The sequence below is a fragment of the Streptococcus sp. 27098_8_23 genome (assembly GCF_041432195.1).
Taxonomy (GTDB): domain Bacteria; phylum Bacillota; class Bacilli; order Lactobacillales; family Streptococcaceae; genus Streptococcus.
This window is the reverse complement of the sequence record NZ_JAPVZF010000001.1, coordinates 1-22,698: the sequence shown is the minus strand read 5'-3', so window position 1 is coordinate 22,698 and position 22,698 is coordinate 1. Positions and strand designations below refer to the sequence as shown.

General features: G+C 41.6%; 23 protein-coding genes and 1 pseudogene. 12 read left to right on the top strand and 12 right to left on the bottom strand.

Annotated elements, in window-relative coordinates; genetic code table 11:
* Window positions 1-60 precede the first annotated feature (60 nt).
* The 4 genes from O3652_RS00120 to recJ form a co-directional block, all read right to left on the bottom strand.
* On the bottom strand, window positions 61-840 hold the full coding sequence (locus tag O3652_RS00120) for an alpha/beta hydrolase family protein (RefSeq protein ID WP_125413428.1): 780 nt from the start codon (window positions 838-840) through the stop codon (window positions 61-63).
* 68 nt (window positions 841-908) lie between these two features.
* Window positions 909-2,570 carry a ribonuclease J gene (locus tag O3652_RS00115; RefSeq protein ID WP_049484793.1) on the bottom strand — a complete coding sequence of 554 codons (1,662 nt, stop codon included), beginning with the start codon at window positions 2,568-2,570 and terminating at the stop codon, window positions 909-911.
* Between the two features lie 501 nt (window positions 2,571-3,071).
* Entirely contained in the window at window positions 3,072-3,719 is a 648-nt protein-coding gene (locus tag O3652_RS00110) for a CHAP domain-containing protein (RefSeq protein WP_125413427.1), read from the bottom strand.
* Between the two features lie 283 nt (window positions 3,720-4,002).
* Entirely contained in the window at window positions 4,003-6,222 is a 2,220-nt protein-coding gene (gene recJ, locus O3652_RS00105) for a single-stranded-DNA-specific exonuclease RecJ (protein ID WP_070569226.1), read from the bottom strand.
* Window positions 6,223-6,399: 177 nt separating this feature from the next.
* Here recJ and O3652_RS00100 point away from each other — a divergent pair, with 177 nt between their 5' ends.
* The 5 genes from O3652_RS00100 to O3652_RS00080 all read left to right on the top strand — a co-directional run bounded on the left by O3652_RS00100 (window position 6,400) and on the right by O3652_RS00080 (window position 10,234).
* Window positions 6,400-7,158, top strand: coding sequence for an amino acid ABC transporter ATP-binding protein (locus tag O3652_RS00100; RefSeq protein ID WP_371589967.1), 759 nt, complete (start codon window positions 6,400-6,402; stop codon window positions 7,156-7,158).
* Window positions 7,159-7,168: 10 nt separating this feature from the next.
* Window positions 7,169-7,963: a transporter substrate-binding domain-containing protein gene (locus tag O3652_RS00095; RefSeq protein WP_125413426.1), complete on the top strand. Its 795-nt coding sequence runs from the start codon at window positions 7,169-7,171 to the stop codon at window positions 7,961-7,963.
* Window positions 7,964-7,975: 12 nt separating this feature from the next.
* Entirely contained in the window at window positions 7,976-8,653 is a 678-nt protein-coding gene (locus O3652_RS00090; protein ID WP_125413425.1) for an amino acid ABC transporter permease, read from the top strand.
* A 9-nt stretch (window positions 8,654-8,662) separates the two neighbouring features.
* A complete protein-coding gene (locus O3652_RS00085; protein ID WP_049518904.1) occupies window positions 8,663-9,322 on the top strand; it encodes an amino acid ABC transporter permease in 660 nt (219 codons plus the stop codon).
* A 129-nt stretch (window positions 9,323-9,451) separates the two neighbouring features.
* Complete coding sequence (locus O3652_RS00080) at window positions 9,452-10,234, top strand: DUF4037 domain-containing protein (protein ID WP_125413424.1); 783 nt, start codon at window positions 9,452-9,454, stop codon at window positions 10,232-10,234.
* A 142-nt stretch (window positions 10,235-10,376) separates the two neighbouring features.
* Here O3652_RS00080 and O3652_RS00075 read toward each other — a convergent pair whose 3' ends face one another.
* From O3652_RS00075 to O3652_RS00065, 3 genes are all read right to left on the bottom strand, one after another.
* Window positions 10,377-10,814 (bottom strand): Rrf2 family transcriptional regulator, encoded by a 438-nt coding sequence (locus O3652_RS00075; protein WP_049490302.1) that lies wholly within the window; start codon window positions 10,812-10,814, stop codon window positions 10,377-10,379.
* A 164-nt stretch (window positions 10,815-10,978) separates the two neighbouring features.
* Window positions 10,979-11,920, bottom strand: a complete 942-nt coding sequence (locus O3652_RS00070; protein ID WP_042902760.1) for a hypothetical protein — start codon at window positions 11,918-11,920, stop codon at window positions 10,979-10,981.
* A gap of 160 nt (window positions 11,921-12,080) precedes the next feature.
* Window positions 12,081-12,932: a metallophosphoesterase gene (locus O3652_RS00065; protein WP_125413423.1), complete on the bottom strand. Its 852-nt coding sequence runs from the start codon at window positions 12,930-12,932 to the stop codon at window positions 12,081-12,083.
* A 196-nt stretch (window positions 12,933-13,128) separates the two neighbouring features.
* Between O3652_RS00065 and O3652_RS00060 the strand changes: the two genes are divergently transcribed.
* The 3 genes from O3652_RS00060 (at window position 13,129) to thrS (ending at window position 16,342) form a co-directional block, all read left to right on the top strand.
* On the top strand, window positions 13,129-13,503 hold the full coding sequence (locus O3652_RS00060) for a hypothetical protein (protein ID WP_125413422.1): 375 nt from the start codon (window positions 13,129-13,131) through the stop codon (window positions 13,501-13,503).
* Between the two features lie 258 nt (window positions 13,504-13,761).
* Window positions 13,762-14,388 carry an AAA family ATPase gene (locus O3652_RS00055; RefSeq protein WP_080978793.1) on the top strand — a complete coding sequence of 209 codons (627 nt, stop codon included), beginning with the start codon at window positions 13,762-13,764 and terminating at the stop codon, window positions 14,386-14,388.
* A 10-nt stretch (window positions 14,389-14,398) separates the two neighbouring features.
* Window positions 14,399-16,342, top strand: a complete 1,944-nt coding sequence (gene thrS / locus O3652_RS00050) for a threonine--tRNA ligase (protein ID WP_125413421.1) — start codon at window positions 14,399-14,401, stop codon at window positions 16,340-16,342.
* 55 nt (window positions 16,343-16,397) lie between these two features.
* Here the strand turns inward: thrS and O3652_RS00045 are convergent, their stop codons facing one another.
* Window positions 16,398-16,760, bottom strand: a complete 363-nt coding sequence (locus tag O3652_RS00045) for a MerR family transcriptional regulator (RefSeq protein ID WP_070569187.1) — start codon at window positions 16,758-16,760, stop codon at window positions 16,398-16,400.
* Between the two features lie 77 nt (window positions 16,761-16,837).
* Here O3652_RS00045 and O3652_RS00040 point away from each other — a divergent pair, with 77 nt between their 5' ends.
* Window positions 16,838-17,215 (top strand): carboxymuconolactone decarboxylase family protein, encoded by a 378-nt coding sequence (locus O3652_RS00040; protein ID WP_083303905.1) that lies wholly within the window; start codon window positions 16,838-16,840, stop codon window positions 17,213-17,215.
* A 47-nt stretch (window positions 17,216-17,262) separates the two neighbouring features.
* Here O3652_RS00040 and O3652_RS00035 read toward each other — a convergent pair.
* From O3652_RS00035 to O3652_RS00025, 3 genes and pseudogenes are all read right to left on the bottom strand, one after another.
* Window positions 17,263-17,415: pseudogene (locus O3652_RS00035) on the bottom strand (IS3 family transposase); the annotation flags it as partial.
* A 102-nt stretch (window positions 17,416-17,517) separates the two neighbouring features.
* A complete protein-coding gene (locus O3652_RS00030; RefSeq protein ID WP_125413419.1) occupies window positions 17,518-18,492 on the bottom strand; it encodes a sensor histidine kinase in 975 nt (324 codons plus the stop codon).
* On the bottom strand, window positions 18,485-19,162 hold the full coding sequence (locus O3652_RS00025; RefSeq protein WP_000548981.1) for a response regulator transcription factor: 678 nt from the start codon (window positions 19,160-19,162) through the stop codon (window positions 18,485-18,487). The genes O3652_RS00030 and O3652_RS00025 overlap by 8 nt, the downstream gene beginning before the upstream one ends.
* A gap of 321 nt (window positions 19,163-19,483) precedes the next feature.
* Here O3652_RS00025 and O3652_RS00020 point away from each other — a divergent pair, with 321 nt between their 5' ends.
* From O3652_RS00020 to O3652_RS00010, 3 genes are all read left to right on the top strand, one after another.
* On the top strand, window positions 19,484-20,053 hold the full coding sequence (locus O3652_RS00020; protein ID WP_044021186.1) for a TetR/AcrR family transcriptional regulator: 570 nt from the start codon (window positions 19,484-19,486) through the stop codon (window positions 20,051-20,053).
* 86 nt (window positions 20,054-20,139) lie between these two features.
* A complete protein-coding gene (locus tag O3652_RS00015; protein ID WP_371589966.1) occupies window positions 20,140-20,916 on the top strand; it encodes a ferredoxin reductase in 777 nt (258 codons plus the stop codon).
* Window positions 20,917-21,043: 127 nt separating this feature from the next.
* Window positions 21,044-22,120, top strand: coding sequence for a DUF2974 domain-containing protein (locus O3652_RS00010; protein WP_371589965.1), 1,077 nt, complete (start codon window positions 21,044-21,046; stop codon window positions 22,118-22,120).
* A gap of 81 nt (window positions 22,121-22,201) precedes the next feature.
* Here the strand turns inward: O3652_RS00010 and O3652_RS00005 are convergent.
* The coding region (locus O3652_RS00005; protein WP_371589964.1) for an LPXTG cell wall anchor domain-containing protein at window positions 22,202-22,698 on the bottom strand (497 nt) is incomplete at its 5' end.

The window sequence follows — 22,698 nt, the reverse complement described above, 5'->3', positions numbered from 1 at the left end:
ATTCTCCTTGATCAAGATAGATTCTCTATTTTACTGAAGAAAGCTGAAAGAAACCTAAAACTAAGATAAACGTTCTTCCAAGACAAAGTCAATTGGTAAGGTAGCCAAAAAACGCTCCAATTGTTTTTCCCAGTAGTACCACTCGTGCTTACCTGGACTGTGACTATAGGTCACCTCAAAACCAAGCTTTTTGAGGTTTTTCACTGCGAGGTTATTGGCAGAGTAGAGATAGTCTTGCTCTCCACACCAAGCCCATAGTTTGGTCTTTTGATCGGACTTTGCAGCGATAGTTTCCAGCGAATGAGGACTAGCTGTCCAGTCTTTAATCTCTCCAAAAACTCCTCGCCAGTAGGCAAGTGATCCCAAATCCTGACTTTCAGGAGAAAATTCCTGAAAACTGAGCGCACCAGAAAAACTAGCCGCATGAGAAAAACGATTTGTCGACAGAGCGAGTTTGAAGGAACCATATCCTCCCATGGAGAGACCAGCTATAAAGGTCTTTTCTCGCTTGCTGGTCATATTAGGGAAGAAACGTTTCATGACCTGGGGGAGTTCTTCTGCTAGAGCAGTATAGTAGTTATAGCCATACTGAGTATCTGTGTACCAGCCATTGCTAGTATTGGGCATGATGACAATAAGATTGGTTCCACGCAACAAGCGTTCGACATTGGTACGTTTGAGCCAGCTATTTTGGTTTCCTGACATTCCGTGCAAAAGATAAAGGACAGGAATATCTGTGCAATCTGGTTCAGTCACCCGACTAGCATCTGGATAGAATACGGTAACGCCCCACTCCATATCCAAAACTTTTGAGTAATACTCAATATTCATAACTGCCATGGTTGTCTCCTTTTACTATTCTATAAGAAAAAGCCGAATTTCGACTTTTTCTGTAGGTATTCTGCTTATTATTTTGCTTCCATCACGACTGGCAAGATTGCTGGACGACGCTTGGTTTGATCAAAGAGGTATTTAGTCAGATTATCACGAACCTTGCCTTTGAGATCTGCCCAGTCAAAGTCATCACCTTGAAGATACTCTTCTACCGTTTGGTTAATCAATTCTGAACTTTCACGGAGAATATCACGGCTCTTCTTGAGATAAACAAATCCACGCGTATGAACACGGGCCTTAGCCACAATTTTCTTCTCACGACGGTTGACAGTGATCGCCACGATAAAGATTCCATCCTCTGACAAGACCTTACGGTCACGAAGGACCACATTTCCAACATCCCCGATGGCATTTCCGTCAATCAAGACATCCCCTGCAGAAACTGCTCCAGCTGGAACAAAGTCTCCATGTTCATAAGACATGGTCGTTCCCTTTTTAGGGATGAAAATGCGTTCTGGCAACATCCCAACTGCCATGGCAGCCTTGGCATGCGCATCTAACTCACGGTACTCCCCTTGGATAGGGAAGAGGTAGTTTGGCTGCAGAAGATTGATCATCAACTGCAAATCACGCGCATTCCCATGTCCGGATACTCGCAAGCTTTGGGTGATGAGTTTCACCACACCACCAGCTTGGTAGATCATGTTTTCAACACGCGCCATGACAGCTTCTTTGGCGATAGATGGAGTCGTTACGATATAAACTAAGTCTCCGTCTTTGATTTCCACATAGCGGTGGCGACCAATGGACATCTTACGAAGTCCATTAATAGGCTCACCCATACGGCCCGTCTCAAGGATAATCAACTCATGGTCTTCAAAACGAGACATTTCTTTAGGTTTAATCAAGAGACTTTCGTTGGCTAGAGATAATTTTTTGAGGCGAATCGCAGTGCGGACGATATTTTCAATATCAAATCCAGTCAAAACAACTCGGCGACCTGTATCTGCTGCAGCATCAAAAACCTGCTGGATACGAGAGAGGTTGCTGGCAACTGCTGCAACGATGATACGACCTTCCCAGTCTGCAATGGTCTGGGTAATTTCCTCTCCAACTTCACTCTCGCTCGCCACCTGGATATTGCTGTCTGCATTGGCTGAATCACTGAGGAGCGCCAAGACACCATCACGACCGATTTCTGCCAAACGAGCAAAATCCGTCGCATAGGATTCACTGGCTGTCTGGTCAAACTTGAAGTCCCCTGTATAAACAATGCTACCTTCAGCTGTTTTCAGGACTATTCCCAAACTTTCTGGGATGGAGTGGGTTGTACGGAAGAAGGAAACCACAGTCCCTCCAAAGTCGATCTCCGTATCTTCATCAATCACATGGAAGTCATTGAATTTCTTAACCGTATCATTTCCTTTGACAAAGAGTTTGGCCAACTCAATGGTCAACTCAGAACCAAACACAGGCACCTTAGCCTCTGCCAAAAGATAAGGCAGGGCACCAATAGCATCCGCATGTCCGTGGGTCAAAAAGACCCCTGCGATACGATCGCTATTTTCAAAAAGGTAGTCCATATTTGGAATGACGACATCAACACCTAGTTGTTCATTTTCAGGGTATTTAAGCCCTGCATCCAAAACAAAAATAGAACCATCGATTTCAGCGATGTACATATTTTTCCCATTTTCTCGTACACCACCTAGTGTTGTTAAACTAATATTACTCATTTTCCCTCCGAAACTTCATTTATCTTGATTATAGGGTGAATTTACCCTCTTATTCTAAAAGTTCTAAAACTTCCAGCCGAATCTTTTCCTACCATTATACCATTTTTTTGATTATTTTCAAAACGAAGATAGGTTTTTAACTAGAGATTAGTCACTACTGTGAATCAAATTTTTTTACTTTGACTTCTCTTTTGGAGGCTTCATCGAAGATATTAGAACGATTGCACCATCAAAAATATGGGCTGTTTGAATCAATTTGATTTCAGATACCTTTCTCGAACCCTAAATTTCTCTTTTAGTTCAAAAAAACTTGCTTTTACCTCTCGACTTGAGAACTATTTTCTACAAAGACATGGTTTATCTACATCCACAAGCGAGAATTTCCTGTTCGTTACAAAATCTAAAAATTTTTCAGCAATTAGCCACTAAGATAGAGGATAACGTTAGGAAATTTTTTCAAAAAGAAAAAAGACTTAGAAATTCTAAATCTTTTTATCATCTTTAGTTTGGATAGATATAAGTGACGTTTCCTAAAAATTCATGAGGATTAAAGAAGCCACGATAATTCGCAATCTGCTTTTGACGTCTGTAGTTTGCTTCCAATACCTGGATAGAGTTTTCACTTTGAACATCTGTTACATAAGCAACGTGTCCATATTCACCACCGTCCCAAACGGCGATTGCTCCTACTACTGGAACACTTCCTGTCTTATAACCTTGAGCGCTCGCGTAGATTGCCCACGTGTTGGCATTTCCCCACCAGTTGCTAGCCCAAGGAGCCAATTCTTTCACGCCCCATGTACACTGACCAACAGGATAAGAGTTTCCATAGTTTGTAGGAGTCTTTTCGACAACTTCCTCTGTATCTGATACCACATTCGCAGTGCTAGCTGGAGCACTGTAGGTAGAGCTAGCCTGAGCGGAAGCACTCACTTCCAATACATCCCCTGGGTGGATAGTGTCAAAGATGGTTTTTCCATTCAAAGCTGCCAACTCATGCGGATCCATGCCGTTTGCAGTTGCAATGGCATAAAATGAATCACCGTCTTGGACAACGTAAGAGTTCGCATGCACAGTTTGAGCCCCAACTGTAGCTAAAATAGCGGTAGAAGTCAAACCAAGAGTCAGTTTCGTAACTGTTTTTTTCATAACTAGATTCCCCTTATATTTTCTTGATAAGAAAATCATACTTGATTTACATGTCAGTTAGTTTAGAGTTATATTTTAGTCATGTTACAAAAATTTATACTTTTACTACATAAGGTTTAAAAGCAGACATCGTATAAAGTGATAGAAGAGAATAGAAAATGAATCATTTTCCCCAATCTTTATATCAGTAGACCACTCAAAAGACCGTCTTATCAACCACTCCCACATCAAGCATTTATCCGACAAAAAGAGACCGAGATTGGTCAGCTCAGTCCCTTTCCATCTATAACTCCATTAAAAAATCATACATTTCCTGCACGGTACCCAGCGCCATCATTTCTTGATTTTTTACAGTTTGTTTGAGATTTTGGTAAATCTGACTTTCAGCAATTTCCCTTTTCGGAGCTTCTTTATTGACAGTCATGACACCATCTTTGATAGTTACAAAGCCCAGTTCTTCAAATACTTGGATCATCTTGACCAGCAAGATTTGTTGAATATTGAGATAAGCCGCCAAATCTTTCAGCTTGTAGCGAATATCAAACTCTGGGAACTGGTAAATGGTCTTGTACAATTTGGCAAACTGCTCTCTAGTTCCATAACCTGTCAGATAGTAGGCCTTGTCAATGTCATTTTTGAAATAGACAGCTGAGAAATTCTGTTCCTGAAAAATGGTTTTCAGCAAGGTAATATCCTCAGGAATGGTTTTTACAACCACAGCATCACTAGTCGCTAAATCTGGCACCTCTCCAGAGAAATCCAAGACTGGAACCCCTTCTGGCAGGGCTACGTTCTTCCCACGAATGTTAAAGAGTTGAACACCCTCCACACGCGCATCCACCATCATTAACTGGAGAGCAGTTTGCCCATTCCATTGGTTGACAGACAGGGTGACTGCCAATTCTAGATTCTTGGTTTGAGCAAACTCTGTCGCCCATCTACCTTGTCCGAAGGCCACCACTTCAAAACTCGCCTCACCCTTGGAAATTTTTAGTTTGAGGTGGGCATTGCCTGCTCCCATGGTTCTAGCACTTTCGACATGAAAATCCTTGATATAAAAAACAGGTTTCTGATTGTCCATTCCAAAGGGAGCTAAACGTTCAAAGCTTTTGACTGTTTCCAAGCTAAGAGTCTCCAAGTCTAGCTCTTCATCTAGATTTAACTTGTTCTTGCCAGCAGCATCTGCGCCTTTTTCACGGACATAGTCTTCCAAAACCTGAGATAAATCTGAAAGTTTCTCAACTTCCAGCGTCATCCCTGCTGCACCAGCATGGCCGCCAAAGGCGATAAAGAGGTCTCGATGGGGATCCAGAGCCTCAAAAATATCGACTGCTTCCACACTACGAGCGCTACCCTTAGCACGACCCTCCTCTATATTAAGAACGATGACTGTCTGCCCTAGTTCTTCCAACAAACGACCAGCAACGATACCCAGAACGCCAGGATTCCAGCCTTCCTTGGCCAAAACCTGGACCTTCTTCTCAGGATCCACCATGGTCTTAGCTTCTTCATAGATTGACTGAACGATTTCCTTGCGCTCTTCATTTTTCTGGTGAATCATAAGGGCAATCTCATGAGCTTCCTCGTCGTCAAACCCAGTCAGTAAATCAATGGCAGGATTAGGATCATCCAAGCGACCCAAGGCATTCAAACGAGGGGCAATCTGGAAACCAACCGTTTCTTCTGTTACTTCATTAGCAGCAATCCCAGCCATATCCAGCATTTCTTGCAGACCGATGCGCTGAGTATGTCCCAACATTTCCAGACCATATTGAACCAAAATACGGTTTTCATCTGTCAAACTCACCATATCGGCAATAGTTCCGATAGCAACCAAATCGAGCAACTCCACTTGCACTTCTTCTAAAAGAGCGCAAGCCAGCTTGAAAGCCACTCCGCATCCAGCCAAATATTTGAAGGGATAGTCCGCATCCGGATGCTCAGGATGGACAATCGCATAGGCATCAGGAAGGGTTTCCGGCATGGAATGGTGGTCGGTCACAATGACATCCACTCCCATAGACTGGGCCAATTCAATGGCTTCGTGCCCTGCAACTCCATTATCCACTGTCACAATCAGGGAAATTCCCTCTTGCTCGATAAAGTATTTATAGACACTGGCATTGGGACCATAGCCATCGGTAAAACGATTGGGCAGGTAAACACGGCACTCGGCGCCAAGCTGTTCCAAACTTTCCTTAACAATAGAAGCTGAAGTCATACCATCCGCATCGTAGTCTCCATAGATGAGAATGTTTTCCCCTTCTTCAATGGCCTGACGAATCCTTTTCACTGCCTTATCCATATCATGGAGCAGATAGGGATCATGTAAGTCCTCTAAAGAAGGTTCTAAAAACTTCTTTAGACTTTCTTCATCCTGAATCCCTCTTTCAAATAATAATCGAGCCACCTCAGGACCCATTCCAGCCTTCTTGGCTATCTTTGTAAAATCCGCATCTTCAACCTGCGGGGCAAACTGCCATTCATAAGTAGGAGTTATCAAAAAAACATCCACTCTTTCTAAGAATTCTATCGTTTCATTATAACATGATTTAGGCATTTTCTCTATTCAGATTGCTTTTTTATAACATTTTAGTGAATTTTTTTCAGATATGATTTGACAAGAACACTCTTTTGTTGTAGAATCATGTTATAAAATCTAACACAAAGGAGATCTCTCATGGCTTTAGTAGAATTTAAAAACGTCGAAAAATATTACGGAGACTACCACGCACTCCGCGACATCAATCTCCGTTTTGAAAAAGGACAAGTTGTTGTCCTGCTTGGACCTTCCGGCTCTGGGAAGTCAACTCTTATCCGTACGATCAATGGTTTAGAGGCTGTTGACAAAGGAAGTCTCCTGGTCAATGGACACCAAGTAGCAGGTGCTAGTCAGAAAGATTTAGTTCCTCTTCGTAAGGAAGTCGGCATGGTTTTTCAACATTTTAATCTTTATCCACACAAAACAGTGTTAGAAAACGTGACACTAACGCCCATAAAAGTTCTAGGAATTGATAAAAAAGAAGCTGAAAAAACAGCCCAAAAATATCTGGAATTTGTAAACATGTGGGACAAGAAAGATTCCTATCCAGCTATGCTATCTGGTGGTCAAAAACAGCGGATCGCGATTGCTCGTGGTCTTGCCATGCATCCGGAGCTCCTCCTCTTTGATGAGCCAACATCTGCCCTTGACCCTGAGACTATCGGTGATGTACTAGCAGTTATGCAAAAACTGGCGCATGACGGGATGAACATGATCATCGTTACCCACGAAATGGGCTTTGCTCGAGAGGTTGCGGACCGCATTATCTTTATGGCCGACGGAGAGGTTTTAGTAGATACGACAGATGTCGATGACTTTTTTGACAATCCAAGTGAACCTCGTGCCCAACAATTCCTCAGCAAAATTATCAACCACGAAAGTGACAAAGTCAAATAAGGAGGCGCCTATGAAAAAGAAATTCTTTTTATCCGCATTATTGATTAGCCTTTTTAGCCTTGCTGCTGCCAAACCAGTCCAAGCCGATACCAGCGTCGCAGACATTCAAAAAAGAGGCGAACTGGTTGTCGGTGTCAAACAAGACGTTCCCAATTTTGGCTACAAGGACCCCAAGACAGGGACCTATTCTGGTATCGAAACAGACCTGGCCAAGATGATTGCAGATGAACTCAAGGTCAAGGTTCGCTATGTGCCTGTTACCGCTCAAACCCGTGGTCCACTACTAGACAACGAACAGGTCGACATGGATATCGCGACCTTCACCATCACAGACGAACGTAAAAAACTATACAACTTCACCAGTCCCTACTATACGGACGCTTCTGGTTTTTTGGTCAATAAATCCGCCAACATCAAAAGTATTGAGGACCTAAACGGTAAAACGATTGGGGTTGCCCAAGGTTCCATCACCCAACGCCTGATTACTGAATTGGGTAAAAAGAAAGGTCTAACCTTTAAATTCGTTGAGCTTGGTTCTTACCCAGAATTGATTACTTCCCTTCACGCTCACCGTATTGATGCCTTTTCCGTGGACCGTTCTATCCTGTCTGGCTACATTAGTAAACGGACAGAACTACTAGATGATAGTTTCAAGCCATCTGACTACGGTATCGTCACCAAGAAATCAAACACGGAGCTAAACGACTATCTTGATACCTTGGTCACTAAATGGACCAAGGACGGTAATTTGCAGAAGCTCTATGACCGTTACAAGCTCAAACCATCTAGCCATACCGCAGATTAAGGAGGACACCCCATGACAGATTTATCATCTTGGACAGCCTATTTTCAGGATTTTGGACAATTTTTCAATGGTTTCCTCTTCACCCTTGCCCTAGCGGTTGGTTCCTTTATCCTCGCCATGGTTTTGGGCATCTTCTTTGGGGCCATGTCAACCAGCAAACGCCCATTCTTGCGTGTTTTGGCTCGTATCTTTGTCGAATTTTACCAAAACACTCCCCTCTTGGTGCAGTTTGTCATCGTCTTTTATGGTTTGCCTCTTATCAGTAATCACACCATCATGATTCCAATTTATTGGACAGCTGTTCTCTGTGTTGGACTCTATCACGGCGCCTATATCGCTGAGGTTATTCGCTCAGGGATTCAGTCTATTCCTAGTGGTCAGATGGAGGCCGCCTTGTCGCAAGGTTTTACCTATATCAGTGCCATGCGCTTGATTATCTTGCCTCAGGCCTTCCGTATCATTCTCCCTCCATTGACCAATCAAATTGTTAACCTCATCAAGAACACCTCTACAGTTGCCATCATCTCTGGAGTAGACTTGATGTTTGTGACCAAATCTTGGTCGGCCCTCAACGGAAACTATATCCCAGCCTTTTTGGGCGCTGCTCTTCTCTACTTTGCTCTATGCTTCCCTGTTGCCCAGTTTGGTCGCAAGATGGAGCAAGCCAACAAAAAAGCCTATTCACTTTAGGAGGTTACTATGGAATCTATTTTAGAAGTTTTGACCCCAGATAACCTAGTCTTTATCTTTAAAGGATTTGGCTTAACTCTCTACATTTCTCTGATTGCTATCGTCCTCTCGACCCTTATCGGAACAGTACTAGCCGTCATGAGAAATGGGAAAAATCCTGTCTTACGGATCATCTCCAGCATTTATATCGAGTTTGTACGTAACGTTCCCAACCTCCTCTGGATTTTCACCATCTTTTTGGTGTTTAAGATGAAGTCCACACCAGCTGGTATTACAGCCTTTACCCTTTTTACCTCAGCAGCCTTAGCTGAGATTATCCGAGGCGGTCTCAATGCCGTGGACAAGGGCCAGTATGAAGCAGGAATGTCGCAAGGATTCACCTCTACGCAAATCCTCTACTACATCATTCTCCCACAAGCGATCCGTAAAATGCTGCCAGCTATCATTTCTCAGTTTGTAACTGTGATTAAGGATACCAGCCTTCTCTACTCTGTTATCGCCCTACAAGAACTCTTTGGCGCCAGCCAAATTCTCATGGGACGCTATTTCGAACCAGAGCAGGTCTTCAGTCTTTATATCCTGATTGCCTTGATTTACTTTATCTTTAACTTTGCTATTTCCAGCCTGTCTCATAAGCTAGCAAAACGTTGGCAACAAGCTGCGGAATAAAAACGAAATGTGAACTCAAAACAAGGGTTCACATTTTTTTCTATAGATGGAAAAGAGTAACTCAATGCCATGCAAACGTTTTACTTTTTGGTAAAATGACTTTAAAAGCATAAAGCAAGGAGAAAAACAATGATTCAAGACCTTTACAAAGAATTCTCTCAACTGGAACAAGTAGAAGCTATCGCTCTTGGTGGTTCACGTGCAGGACAAGACTACGATCAAAATTCTGACTATGATGTCTATGTCTATCTTAACTCACCTATTGACGAGAAAACTCGTCAAATCATTCTTAGCAACTATTGCTCCTATATGGAAATTGGAAACCAGTTTTGGGAGTTAGAGGACGACTGTGTACTAAACAACGGTATCGAAATCGAGTTGATTTATCGTTCGCTGGAGTCGTTTGAACAGGAATTGAACTCAACTGTTTTTCAGCATCAAGCCCAAAACTCTTATACAACCTGTATGTGGCATAATCTACTCCACAGCAAGATTCTATACGATCCGAATGGACACTATGCTTCGCTCCAAAGAACTTACCAGATTCCCTATCCACAGGAACTCAAAAAGCATATCATTGAAAGGCAACTCCTTTTGCTAGACCAAGCCATGCCTGCCTTCTCTCACCAAATAGAAAAAGCTATCAAACGCCAAGATCTTCTCAGTATGAATCATCGTACGAGTGAGTTTTTTGCTTCCTACTTTGACTTGTTATTTGCGCTCAATGAGCAAACCCATTCTGGTGAAAAACGAATGTTGGAGTTCGCAAAGACCAATTGTACACTCCTCCCTAAGCAATTTGAAGAAACTATTCGCAAGTATTTCCAACTACTCTACCAATCACAACAAGGAGAACAAGCGGTCATAACCTTACAAACCATCCTGAACCAACTAAAGGCCATTTTGCCATGAGTAAAAAATGTAATGCGAACCTGAAACTGAGGCTCACATTTTTCTTTATAGTTTACCGTAAAGAATCTAGTACACTTTACCACAATTCTTCTTGCCTAACTCATAAAAAAAGCGGCAATAGAAAAAGAGAACCTTAGTCCTCTTACTTAGACAGTTTATTCTGAGCATCGGCTACAACCTGAGCCAGGCTTGTCTGACGCAGTTGGTTTTCCATAGCTGCTTGAACATCAAACAACTTTTGGTCCAAGACCGCATGGATATTCGCACCAATTGGGCAATTAGGATTTGGATTGTCATGGAAACTAAAGAGCTTGCCGGATTTTCCTAAACACTCTACAGCTTGGTAGACATCCAACAAACTGATATCCTGAAGGTCTTTTATTATCTCAGTTCCTCCCGTACCACGAGCAACTGAAATCAATCCTGCTTTTTTGAGTTGCGATAAAGTCTTACGGATAATGACTGGATTGACTCCGACACTAGCCGCAAGAAAATCACTGGTTACCTTGCTGTCTGTATCCTGCATTGCAATAATAATCATCATATGAGTCGCAATTGTAAATCGGCTTGAAATTTGCATCTTCTTCTCCTTTCATTGATATTTTATTCATCTTTTCCCGTATAAACATTATACCGTTTTTGGTTTTCCTGTCAAATATTATCGACTGATTACCTTTTCCATGCAAAAAGTCCTGTATCCCTCTTGGCAACCAGAGCGGTAGAGGGCATACAAAGACTTATTTTTTATGCAATTTTACGGACAATCCCTTTTGTTTTATGACTTGACCAAACCGAGCTGATAGACGCCCCAGCACCAACTAAGGTAAACACAGCTAACATAGCTAGATTATAAAAATAATTTTTTGGGAAATCACCGTTAAAGATTAATTCATTCACGGCTCGGAAAGCAAAGGCAAACTCAACCCCTAGTTTGGAAACGACTTCCATCGCCAAATCAATTTGATTCACTAGAAAGACAGTAATCACCATCCAAATAGAGGAAATTACAATCCCCTTTCGAGATATCTTTCTTCCAAGGATTTCATATCCTTTAATGGTACAAATCCCCAGAACAATCCCCGCTACCATAGCTACATAACCTAGACGAGCGATAAATAGAGCAACTGCTCCACCAATCAAGGCTCCAAGCAACGCACCAACTGCTCCAAGAAGAACATTTTCCTTTTGATTTTGATAAGAATCCACCTCAATCTGAAGATTGCTCTTCAGCAATTGATAGCTTTCCTCATTGATAAGGAAAATTGAATCACCTAATTGATAGAGACCAACAGGACCCTCCTGACCACTGTAGGCACAGACTTGGACGAAATGATGGGTTTCAAGGAATGCAACGAGGTCTGTTATGAGCGTCTGTAACTTTTCAATTGTTTTTGATTTGCGCATGGCACCTTTTACGACAAAAGAAACAAGGTACTGGTTGATAGACAAGGTCGACAAGTTTGGAAGAGATTCACTCTTAAACTCATCCCAAACCAATTCATTTTCTTCTGAATCCGCAGGATTGCCATTCAAACTCACACTGACACAAAGTCGAAACTGATTTTTCACATCAGTTTCTTGCAGGAAAAGTAAATAACCTGACTGCGTGCCATAAATACTACGCGAATCTTCGTCAAATTGCAAGCCCAACTCCGAGGCAATAGCGTGTAACTCTTCTGGTTTCATTATCTGTCTCCTCTTATTTTGAATATCAATTAGTATGAGATTCAAATTAGTTATATTCCGTTATTCTAACATAAATTTGAGAAGCCGTCAATTCGTATCCAGTTCGACTTATCGGAAAACAACAGTTCCTAGACTATCTGTTTTCTAGCTAGAAGTCCTCTTAAAACCAATCTTTCTTGTCTCTTTCCATCCAAAGCTCAACATCCTGATCATAACCTTCTTGTTCACTAATCTGACCTAACAATTCGTGGTTATGAGTATGGTGAATCCCATTTACCAAACTTTCATAGTAGACCTGGAAATAGGGGAGCTTCAAATCTTTAGCCAACTGCAATTCAGTTTCCACATCATAATCCACACGACGAAAATCAACATCAGACAAACCTGCCTCATCAAACTCTAAGATCATATACTGGGCCCGCAGGTCCTTACGCAACTTCGCATCTAGAAAGAAAGGTTGTCCAATGGAACCTGGATTAAGAATCAACTGTCCATCACTTCCGTAACGAAGAAACTGTTGGTGGATATGGCCATACACTGCAATAGAAGCATGTGGCTCCGTCACCAATCTATCAAAATCTTCTTGTTTTCCCGTATGAATCAACTCTCTACCCCAGTTTTTATCAGGGAGATGGTGTGTGATTCCCACCATCAAATCACCAAACTGACGATGAACTTGCATGGGTTGATTATTGAGGTCTTCGATTTCTTCAGGGCTGACCTCCTCTAAGATGTACTGACTTTGACGCAGGAGATAACGATGACTCGCTATTGTAGGATCTAACTTGCGATGCAGACCTCGCCAGAGACTATTCTCCCAATTTCCCAGAACTCTTACTGTAATAGGCAAGCTAGCTAAGAGGTCCAAGATCCTTCTACGTCCTGTCCCTGGCATCAGAATATCCCCTAAAAGCCAGTACTCATCTACCTCTGCCGCTCTTGCATCAGCCAGAACAGCTTCCAAAGCTGTCGTATTTCCATGTATGTCTGAAAGAACTGCTATTTTGGTCATTCTTTCTCCTTACTCTCTTAGTTCTTCTGTTAGTATTATAACAGAAAACACTCGAAAAGATCACTATCACTGATCACTGGATTAAATTGTAAGAGCTTTTAAATCGTGCTATAATATAAGTAGAGATTTCCCCTTCATTTAGGATTATGTGGTCTACAATATCTCTCATTTTTTTCCAGATTGGAGGACTATTGCCATGCGGAATTATCTTAAGTATATCCCATACTACCTTATTACTTTCTTTTTTTACTGGCCACTCTATGAGCTATTCTCACTACTCATCTCTGACCCATATACACTGAAGGGACTGTACATTTACAACATCATCCTCTTTTCACCTCTGGTAACCTTTATCGTATCGCTACTTTATAGCTATCGATTTCATTTCTCACTTTGGTGGCTACTCGGTATTGGTCTGCTCTATTGCTTTACCATCATCACCTTTGGTGAGTTCATCCTACTTTACTTCCTAGCCTATGAACTCTTTGCCCTACTTGGGTTGGCTGCTGGTGTGGGGATCAAGCATGTCTTCCAGCGAGAGAAAAATAAAAAAATTATACAAAAACCTTGAAAATTCTCGCAATCATGCTATAATAATGCATAGAGACAAGTCACTTAGTCCCTTTCTACTAGAGAGTGCGTGGTTGCTGGAAACGCATAGAAAGCCTAAACTGATACTACTCTACTGACTTTTATGCAAACATAAAACGGTGGCTACGTTAAAGCCAATCAGAGGTGTCCCTCTTTTTTGAGGAACATGAATGAAGGTGGAACCACGTTGCGACGTCCTTTTAGGATGTCGTTTTTTGTTTTGTCAGAAGGAGGAAGAATGATGCTTTATATGATTGGCGGATCGCCTTGCAGTGGAAAGTCAACAATTGCCTCACTTCTTGCTAGACAGTATCAACTACTTCATATCAAACTGGATGATTTGGTAGAAAAGATGATGAGTCAAGCAAGTGAAGACTCACAGCCAATTTGCCTTCTTAGGCAGGATAGAAATCCAGAACAAATCTGGATGAGAAATCCAGAAGAGATGGCAGATGAAGAATGGCGCTTTTATGAAGAGATTTTTCCTTATGTAAAATCTTACTTGATAAAGAATCAAAACAGACCTCTCTTGGTGGAGGGAGCAGGACTTTTGCCTCACTTGGTAAAGAAGCTTGAATGTCCAGCATCTTCCTATCTATGCTTGACTCCGACAGCTGATTTTCAAAAAAAGCATTATATACAGAGAGAATGGGTTCCTTATGTCTTAGAGGGTACAACCAACCCCGAGCAAGCTTTTGAAAACTGGATGCAACGAGACATTCTTTTTGCTCAAATGGTTCGTAAGGAAGCGGTGAGATTAGGCTATCCTAGCCTCGTAACAGATGGTAGTCAATCAGAGAATCAGACTGCGGAAGAAGTTGCTCGGCTCTTAAAATTGTCCAACAAAAATAGAATAAATATTTAAGGAGAAAACCATGATTAAGATTACTTTCCCAGATGGCGCTGTTCGTGAATTCGAATCTGGCGTTACTACTTTTGAAATTGCCCAATCTATCAGCAATTCCCTAGCTAAAAAAGCCTTGGCTGGTAAATTCAACGGCAAACTCATCGACACGACTCGTGCTATCACTGAAGATGGAAGCATCGAAATCGTGACACCTGATCACGAAGATGCCCTTCCAATCTTGCGTCACTCAGCTGCCCACTTGTTTGCCCAAGCAGCTCGTCGCCTTTTCCCTGATATTCACTTGGGAGTTGGTCCAGCTATTGAAGATGGCTTCTACTACGATACGGACAATCAAGCTGGTCAAATCTCCAACGAAGATCTTCCTCGTATCGAAGAAGAAATGAAAAAAATCGTCAAAGAAAACTTCCCATCTATTCGTGAGGAAGTCACTAAAGACGAGGCGCGTGAAATCTTCAAGAACGACCCTTACAAGTTGGAATTGATCGAAGAACACTCTGAGGACGAAGGCGGTTTGACTATCTACCGTCAGGGGGAATACGTGGACCTTTGCCGTGGACCTCACGTCCCATCAACAGGCCGTATCCAAATCTTCCACCTTCTTCATGTAGCAGGTGCTTACTGGCGTGGAAATAGCAACAACGCGATGATGCAACGGATTTACGGTACAGCTTGGTTTGACAAGAAAGACTTGAAAAACTACCTTCAAATGCGTGAAGAAGCTAAAGAACGTGACCACCGTAAACTTGGAAAAGAGCTTGACCTCTTCATGATTTCACAAGAAGTTGGTCAAGGACTTCCATTCTGGTTGCCAAACGGTGCGACTATCCGTCGTGAATTGGAACGCTACATTGTCGACAAGGAGCTGGCTTCTGGCTATCAACACGTTTACACTCCACCACTTGCTTCTGTTGAGCTTTACAAGACTTCTGGTCACTGGGATCATTACCAAGAAGACATGTTCCCAACCATGGACATGGGTGACGGGGAAGAATTTGTTCTTCGTCCAATGAACTGTCCACACCACATCCAAGTCTTCAAACACCATGTTCACTCCTACCGTGAATTGCCAATCCGTATCGCTGAAATCGGTATGATGCACCGCTACGAGAAATCTGGTGCCCTCACTGGTCTTCAACGTGTGCGTGAAATGTCACTCAACGACGGTCACCTCTTCGTTACTCCAGAACAAATCCAAGAAGAATTCCAACGTGCCCTTCAGTTGATTATCGATGTTTATGAAGACTTCAACTTGACTGAATACCGCTTCCGTCTCTCTCTTCGTGACCCTCAAGATACTCACAAGTACTTTGACAACGATGAGATGTGGGAAAATGCCCAAACCATGCTTCGTGCAGCCCTTGATGAAATGGGCGTTGACTACTTTGAAGCTGAAGGTGAGGCAGCCTTCTACGGACCAAAATTGGATATCCAAGTTAAGACAGCTCTCGGAAAAGAAGAAACCCTTTCGACTATCCAGCTTGACTTCTTGCTTCCAGAACGTTTTGACCTCAAATACATCGGGGCTGATGGTGAAGAACACCGTCCAGTTATGATCCACCGTGGAGTTATTTCAACTATGGAACGCTTCACAGCTATCTTGATTGAGAACTACAAAGGTGCCTTCCCAACATGGCTTGCACCACACCAAGTAACTCTCATCCCAGTTTCTAACGAAAAACACGTAGACTACGCATGGGAAGTGGCTAAGAAACTCCGTGACCGCGGTGTCCGTGCAGATGTAGATGAGCGCAACGAAAAAATGCAGTTCAAGATCCGTGCTTCTCAAACTAGCAAGATTCCTTACCAATTGATCGTTGGGGATAAGGAAATGGAAGACGGAACAGTCAATGTTCGTCGCTATGGACAAAAGGAAACACAAACTGTCTCAGTTGATGACTTTGTCCAAGCTATCCTTGCTGATATCGCCAACAAATCACGCGTTGAGAAATAGAATTTATTAGATAGCGACGAAACCCGAGCCAATTGGCTCGGGTTTCGTTTATTGACTATTTGGAAAGATTCCTAATCTCTGCTTGATACCATTCAATTTTATTATCTAATTTTTTTAGTGAGATTTGCCAATTTTTAATTTGTTCTTTAACAAAGCTGCGGTGCTTCTGCAGCATTTCTAAGCGTTCTTTTAGGCTACTATAACCCTGGTAACGCAAGTCAGCATATCTCTGAATATCTTTCAAATGCATACCCGTATCTTTTAAACGTTGAATAAACTGAACCCAGGCAAGATCGTTTTCGTCGTAGGAACGCTGACCGCTTTGATCTCTATCAACTTTAATCAATCCTCGTTTTTCGTAGTATCGGAGTGTATGCGCTGATAAATTCACTTTTTGGGCAAAAAGACCGATTTTCATAAAAAAACTCCTTTAATTTCTTGACTTAGAGTATGGTCTAAGTTTTATAATTACATTGTAATCGTTTAAGGAGGTAAATGCAAATGAAAAACAAACGATTTGAACGTGGATTGGAAAGACTCAATCAGATTGATGGTGAGGGCGGTGAGCAGGTCATTTCCTCTCTGAAAGAAATAGCGCCAGATCTAGGAGACTATATTGTAGAATTTGCTTTTGGCGATATCTATAGTCGTGAAGGACTGAATCTACAGGAGCGAGAAATCGTCACTCTTGCTAGCCTTTTGACGCAGGGAGGTTGTGAAGTACAGCTGGAAGTACATATTCAAGCTGCTTTAAATGTTGGCTTAACCCCCGAAAAGATTATAGAATGCTTTTTACAATGCATCCCTTACGTTGGATTTCCTAGAGTACTAAATGCTGTTTTTTTAGCTGATAAACTATTTAAGAAAGAATAATAAAGGGGTGTTGAGTGGAACTAACTTCAAATAGGTAGACAAATTATTTAAGTAAAGGATTTAGTTCTGTATTGCACAGGGCTAAGTCCTTTTAGTTTGACTTTAATTCGTTTATTATTGTAGTAATCAATGTAGTCTACAATAGATTGCTCAAGGTCTTCTAAAGACCTAAAGTGCTTCTCATAACCGTAAAACATCTCTAAGCTATATCCTTGTTTTCTTAGTTCATAGATTTGAACTTTATCTTCATAACTCAATTTCATAATAAAGCACCCCAATCGGAGGCTTTTTATCATCTATGTTTACTCGATAACGAGCTTTACTTCAGCGAATTTGATGCGAACGGTTGTTCCTATCCCAACCTCAGACTCGATACGAATCTGGTGGCCCAGCTCTTCAGAAATTTTCTTAGATAGATAGAGGCCAAGTCCAGATGATTGCTGGGTCAAACGGCCATTGTAGCCTGAAAAACCACGTTCAAAGACTCGGAGGACATCACTGTTTTTTATCCCAATCCCCGTATCCTTGATACAGAGCTCCTGGCCTTCCATATAAATCTCTAGGCCACCTTCCTTGGTGTATTTGAGGCTGTTTGAAAGGATTTGTTCAATGACGACCAACAACCACTTCTTATCGGTCACGATAATTTTGTCAAGGTCATGGAGGTTGACCGTCAGTCCCTTTTGGATAAAGAAAAGTGCGTACTTACGAACCATCTCCTTGACCAAGTCCTCCACTTGAACCTGTTCAAAGACCAAATCATCGTGAAAACTCTCTAAACGCAGGTACTGCAAAACCAGGTTGGTATAGGAGTCAATCTTGAAAATTTCCTGTTCCAGTTGCTGCTTGACCTCCCGATCAGAGACTTCTGCTACTAAAAGGCGACTAGCCGCAATGGGCGTCTTGATCTGGTGAACCCATAAGGTGTAGTAATCAAGCAAATCCGTCAGCTTGCTCTGCGCTTCCGACTTCTTTTGATACAATTCAGACTCACGCTCTTCGAGTTTTTCTACTAGCGCACATTCCAGAGGAGACTTGGGGTCTCTCTCAGCATAGAGTACTTCCTGCCGGTAAACCTGAGCTTCTGCAAAAATATCCCAAGCCAAAAATAAGAAGGTCAAAAAACTACTGAGTAGAAAGAAATAAAGAAAATAAGTTCCTAGACTAGCAAATAAAAACTGAAAGAGAAGGACGAGAAAGCCTAATGAAAAAATATAGACAAAGATGCGACTGCGAGAACGCAGATAGGCTAGAAAAAATGATTTCCAATCAAGCATGTTTCAGTCCGTATCCTATCCCTTTCTTGGTTTCGATAAAACCTGCTAAACCTTGCTCCTCCAACTTTTTGCGCAAGCGAGCAACGTTGACAGACAAGGTATTGTCATCGATGAAAAAGTCGCTATTCCAGAGTTCTCTCATCAAGTCATCACGCGCTACGATATTGCCAGCATGTTCAAACAAGACCCGCAAAATTTGAAATTCATTCTTGGTCAAGCTCAGGACTTCACCCTGATAGTGCAGATCCATAGACTTGGTATTGAGAATCACACCTGCATACTCTAGCAAACTTTCATCCCGCCCAAACTCATAGGAACGGCGCAACAAGCCTTGAACCTTGGCAAGGAGCACCTGCTGGTCAAAAGGCTTGGTCACAAAGTCATCTGCCCCCATATTGATCGCCATGACGATATCCATCGCTTGATCTCTCGAAGAGAGAAACATGATAGGTACCTTGGAAATTTTACGAATCTCCTGGCACCAGTGATAACCATTAAAGAGTGGCAGACCAATATCCATGAGGACCAAATGAGGTTCTGACTGAACAAAAAGGCTCAATACTTCCATAAAATCTTCTACCAAAACGACCTCAAAACCCCACTCAGAGAGCAGTTTCCCCACTTGTTGCCGAATAACTTGGTCATCTTCTACTAGTAAAATCTTGTGCATGCGCTCCTCCTTTGTTATTTCTCAAAGTATCAAAACCCTTCATATCAGATTTACGGATCAGTATCTCATACTGTTTAGCAGCCTATTTCCCAAATCCAGATCAGAAAACAGATGCTAAATAGAGAATATTCCCACTGATATCATACCTTATTTTTAATTATAGTTCCAGCCTTATCCTATATTTTCCTTTTTGTGCTCATTTAGTTAGCATTTCTTTAACTTATTTAATAGATCTAGCCTTCTTATTGACAAGCTAGCCATGATTTGTTAGAATATGAATGAACAGATTTATTTATTCATTCATGGAACAAAGGAGGTTAAATCATATTGGACAAAAAACAATCTTTAAAGACAGCAGCCTATGAAGTTTTTTCGAAAAAAGGTTACAAGGCAACAGGAATTTCAGAAATTGCTAGACAAGCTGGTATGGCAGTAGGCTCTTTTTATAACTATTACGAGAGTAAAGAAGCCATTTTTCTAGACATCTATATAGATGAAAACAACCGTGTTCGCCAAACTATGATCGAAGAACTGGATTGGGAAATTGATATGATTGATCTTATTAGTCAACTCTTTGCTCAGTCCAGAGCACTCGTTTCTTCCAATAAAATCCTTGCAGAATGGTACAATCCTGCCATAGCCGATGACTTGCATAGCTACTATTCCTCAGAAGAGGGCAAAGTCGCAAATCCATTTCATCAGTTTCTAGTAAAAACTTTTACAAACCGTATGCAGGCTGAGGGGTATTCTCCAGAAAAGATTCAAGAGATTTTACAAGTTTACAACCTATTTTACTACATGGATATGCATATCACGGAAAAAGATTTTCCAGATATTGGCAAAACTGTCGAAATACTTGCAACCAACTTCATAAAAGGAGTTCTAAAATAAAGAAAATGGTTTTCTTTATTTTTTGGAAATGTATGAATGAATTAATTTTGCGTTCATTCATTGATTAAAATTAGGAGTCATAAAAAATGAAAAGAGGTAAAAAAATGTTTATTATCATTCTATCAACACTTGGATTACTAGCCCTTATAACTTGGGGTGCCGTCGCTTATCTTGGACGAAGCCAGACATTATCAATAAAATCCATCGAAAACCCCAGCGGAGATTTATATTTAATTCATATCACAAAACCGAGTCAGCAAATCTGGAAAGCTGGGGCTTATGCTAAGTTTACACTCCCTGATACCTCGTCTACTGCTAGTAAATATGAAGCTAAGGGAGAGCAGACCAGTCGATGGCTAACCATTGCCTCCACACCTGATGAAGATGAAATTCTCATCTTGACTCATAATAGTGGTAGCAACTTTAAGAACACCTTTACACATTTACCGGCTGGCAGTGAGATTGAGATGAGTTGGCTGGATTCCTCTTTGACTGTTAAAGATACGAGTAAGCTACTAGTTTGCTTTGCATCTGATGTCGGCATTTCTGCTCTACGCCCCCTTATCAAAGAATGGGCTGGTAAATGTCCGATTATTCTCAGCCATTTTGACAAAGGAGTTACTATTTTCGATAATGAGATGAAAGAACTGGCTCAAAAAACACCGAATTTTACTTATAAAACTAGCGATGAACTTTCTCAAAGTCAAGAATTTTTAAAACGTGCTATTGATGAATACGGCAATCAAGCCAACTATCTCATCACAGGTCAGCCTGATGATGTAAATGAGATGAAGAATTTTTTAAAGGAAAATGGGATTGATAGCAAAAACATACAAGTAAGCTCGTTTAGGGGGTTGAAATAAAAGCAATCTGTCTTCTCTATATCTGAATCAAACCCTAACTACTAGGTCATTATGTAGAGCGGCTAAACAAGCCTACTAGCTAATTCTATGTAAATGTGGTAGGATAAACATAGAGAAAGGAGCTTTTATGGCCAATATTTTTGACTACTTAAATGATGTAGCATACGATTCCTTTTATGACCTCCCCGTGAACGAGTTAGATGTTCTTGCCTTGACCGAATTAACCTACCTTGCTTTTGATAATGTAGTCACCCAAGAACCAAAGCGTCTCATAGATCTTGCATCTCAAATCCCTAGAGGCACGACTATTCTGACCAATAAGAACCGTCTTCAATTGTTAGATCAGCTTGCTCAACACAAACGCTTTAAAAATTGCAAGCTCTCAGACTTTATCAACGATATCGATCCTGAATTGCAAAAACAGTTTGCAGCCATGACTTATGGTATCAGTCTCGATACCTATTTGCTTGTTTTTCGTGGGACGGATGATAGTATCATCGGTTGGAAAGAAGATTTCCATATGACCTATATGAAGGAAATCCCAGCTCAAAAACACGCCCTCCAGTATTTAGAGAATTTTTTTGCTCAACACCCCAACCAAAAGGTTATCCTAGCAGGACACTCAAAAGGGGGCAATCTAGCTGTCTATGCTGCCAGTCAACTTGATCCAAACTTGCAGAAAAACATTATCTCTGTCTATACTTTTGATGCCCCTGGACTTCACAAGGAACTAACCGAAACAGCTGGCTATCAAAACATGATGGAAAGAACGAAAGTATTTGTCCCACAAGGGTCTATCATCGGGATGATGCTGGAAATTCCTGATAAAAAAATCGTCGTTCGAAGCACTGCCTTGGGTGGTCTTGCCCAGCATGACACCTTTAGTTGGCAGGTTGAAGACAAACACTTTGTCCAACTAGACGAGACCAATAGTGACAGCCAGCAAGTTGATACTACCTTCAAGGAATGGGTTGAGACGGTCCCTGATACGGAACTGCAGCTCTACTTTGACCTCTTTTTTGGAATCATTCTCGATGCAGGCATCTCTTCTATCAACGACCTTTCTTCCTTCAAGGTCATTGAACACATTCACCATCTCTTTGTCCAAGCCCAATCCCTCACTCCCGAAGAAAGAGAAACCATGGGGCGCTTAACCCAACTCTTGATTGACACTCGCTACCAAGCTTGGAAAAATCGAGAATAGACAAAAACCAACTAATCTAACGATTAGTTGGTTTTTTGTTTCAGAAACTAATGGATACTACTTAGAATCTCGAGTATAGAATTAGTCTTCTTTTTTCTTGCGAGACACAAGTCCAAATCCGCTCATCAAACCAAGTACTCCTAGAGCTGCCAAAGCTGCATGATCTTCCGTACCAGTATTAGGTAATTCTTTGGTTGCTTTAGTAGTTGGAGATTGCTCAGTCGGCTTTTGTTGAGGGGCAGTAACAACTTTTTCGTAGACATGTTCTGTGTCGCCGTTTGGAAGTTTCTTAGTCTCTACGAAGCGGTAGCCTGGAATATCTTTCTTAGGTTGTTCACCGTCTTCGGTTGGATATCCTGGAATTTCATTGCCTTCCTTATCCTTATGACTAGTCTTAACCTTCTCATAAACGTGTTCTGTGTCGCCGTTTGGAAGTTTCTTAGTCTCTACGAAGCGGTAACCTGGGATATCTTTCTTAGGTTGTTGGCCGTCTTCGGTTGGATGTCCTGGAATATCATTCCCTTCCTTATCCTTGTGACTGGTCTTAACCTTCTCATAAACATGTTCTGTGTCGCCGT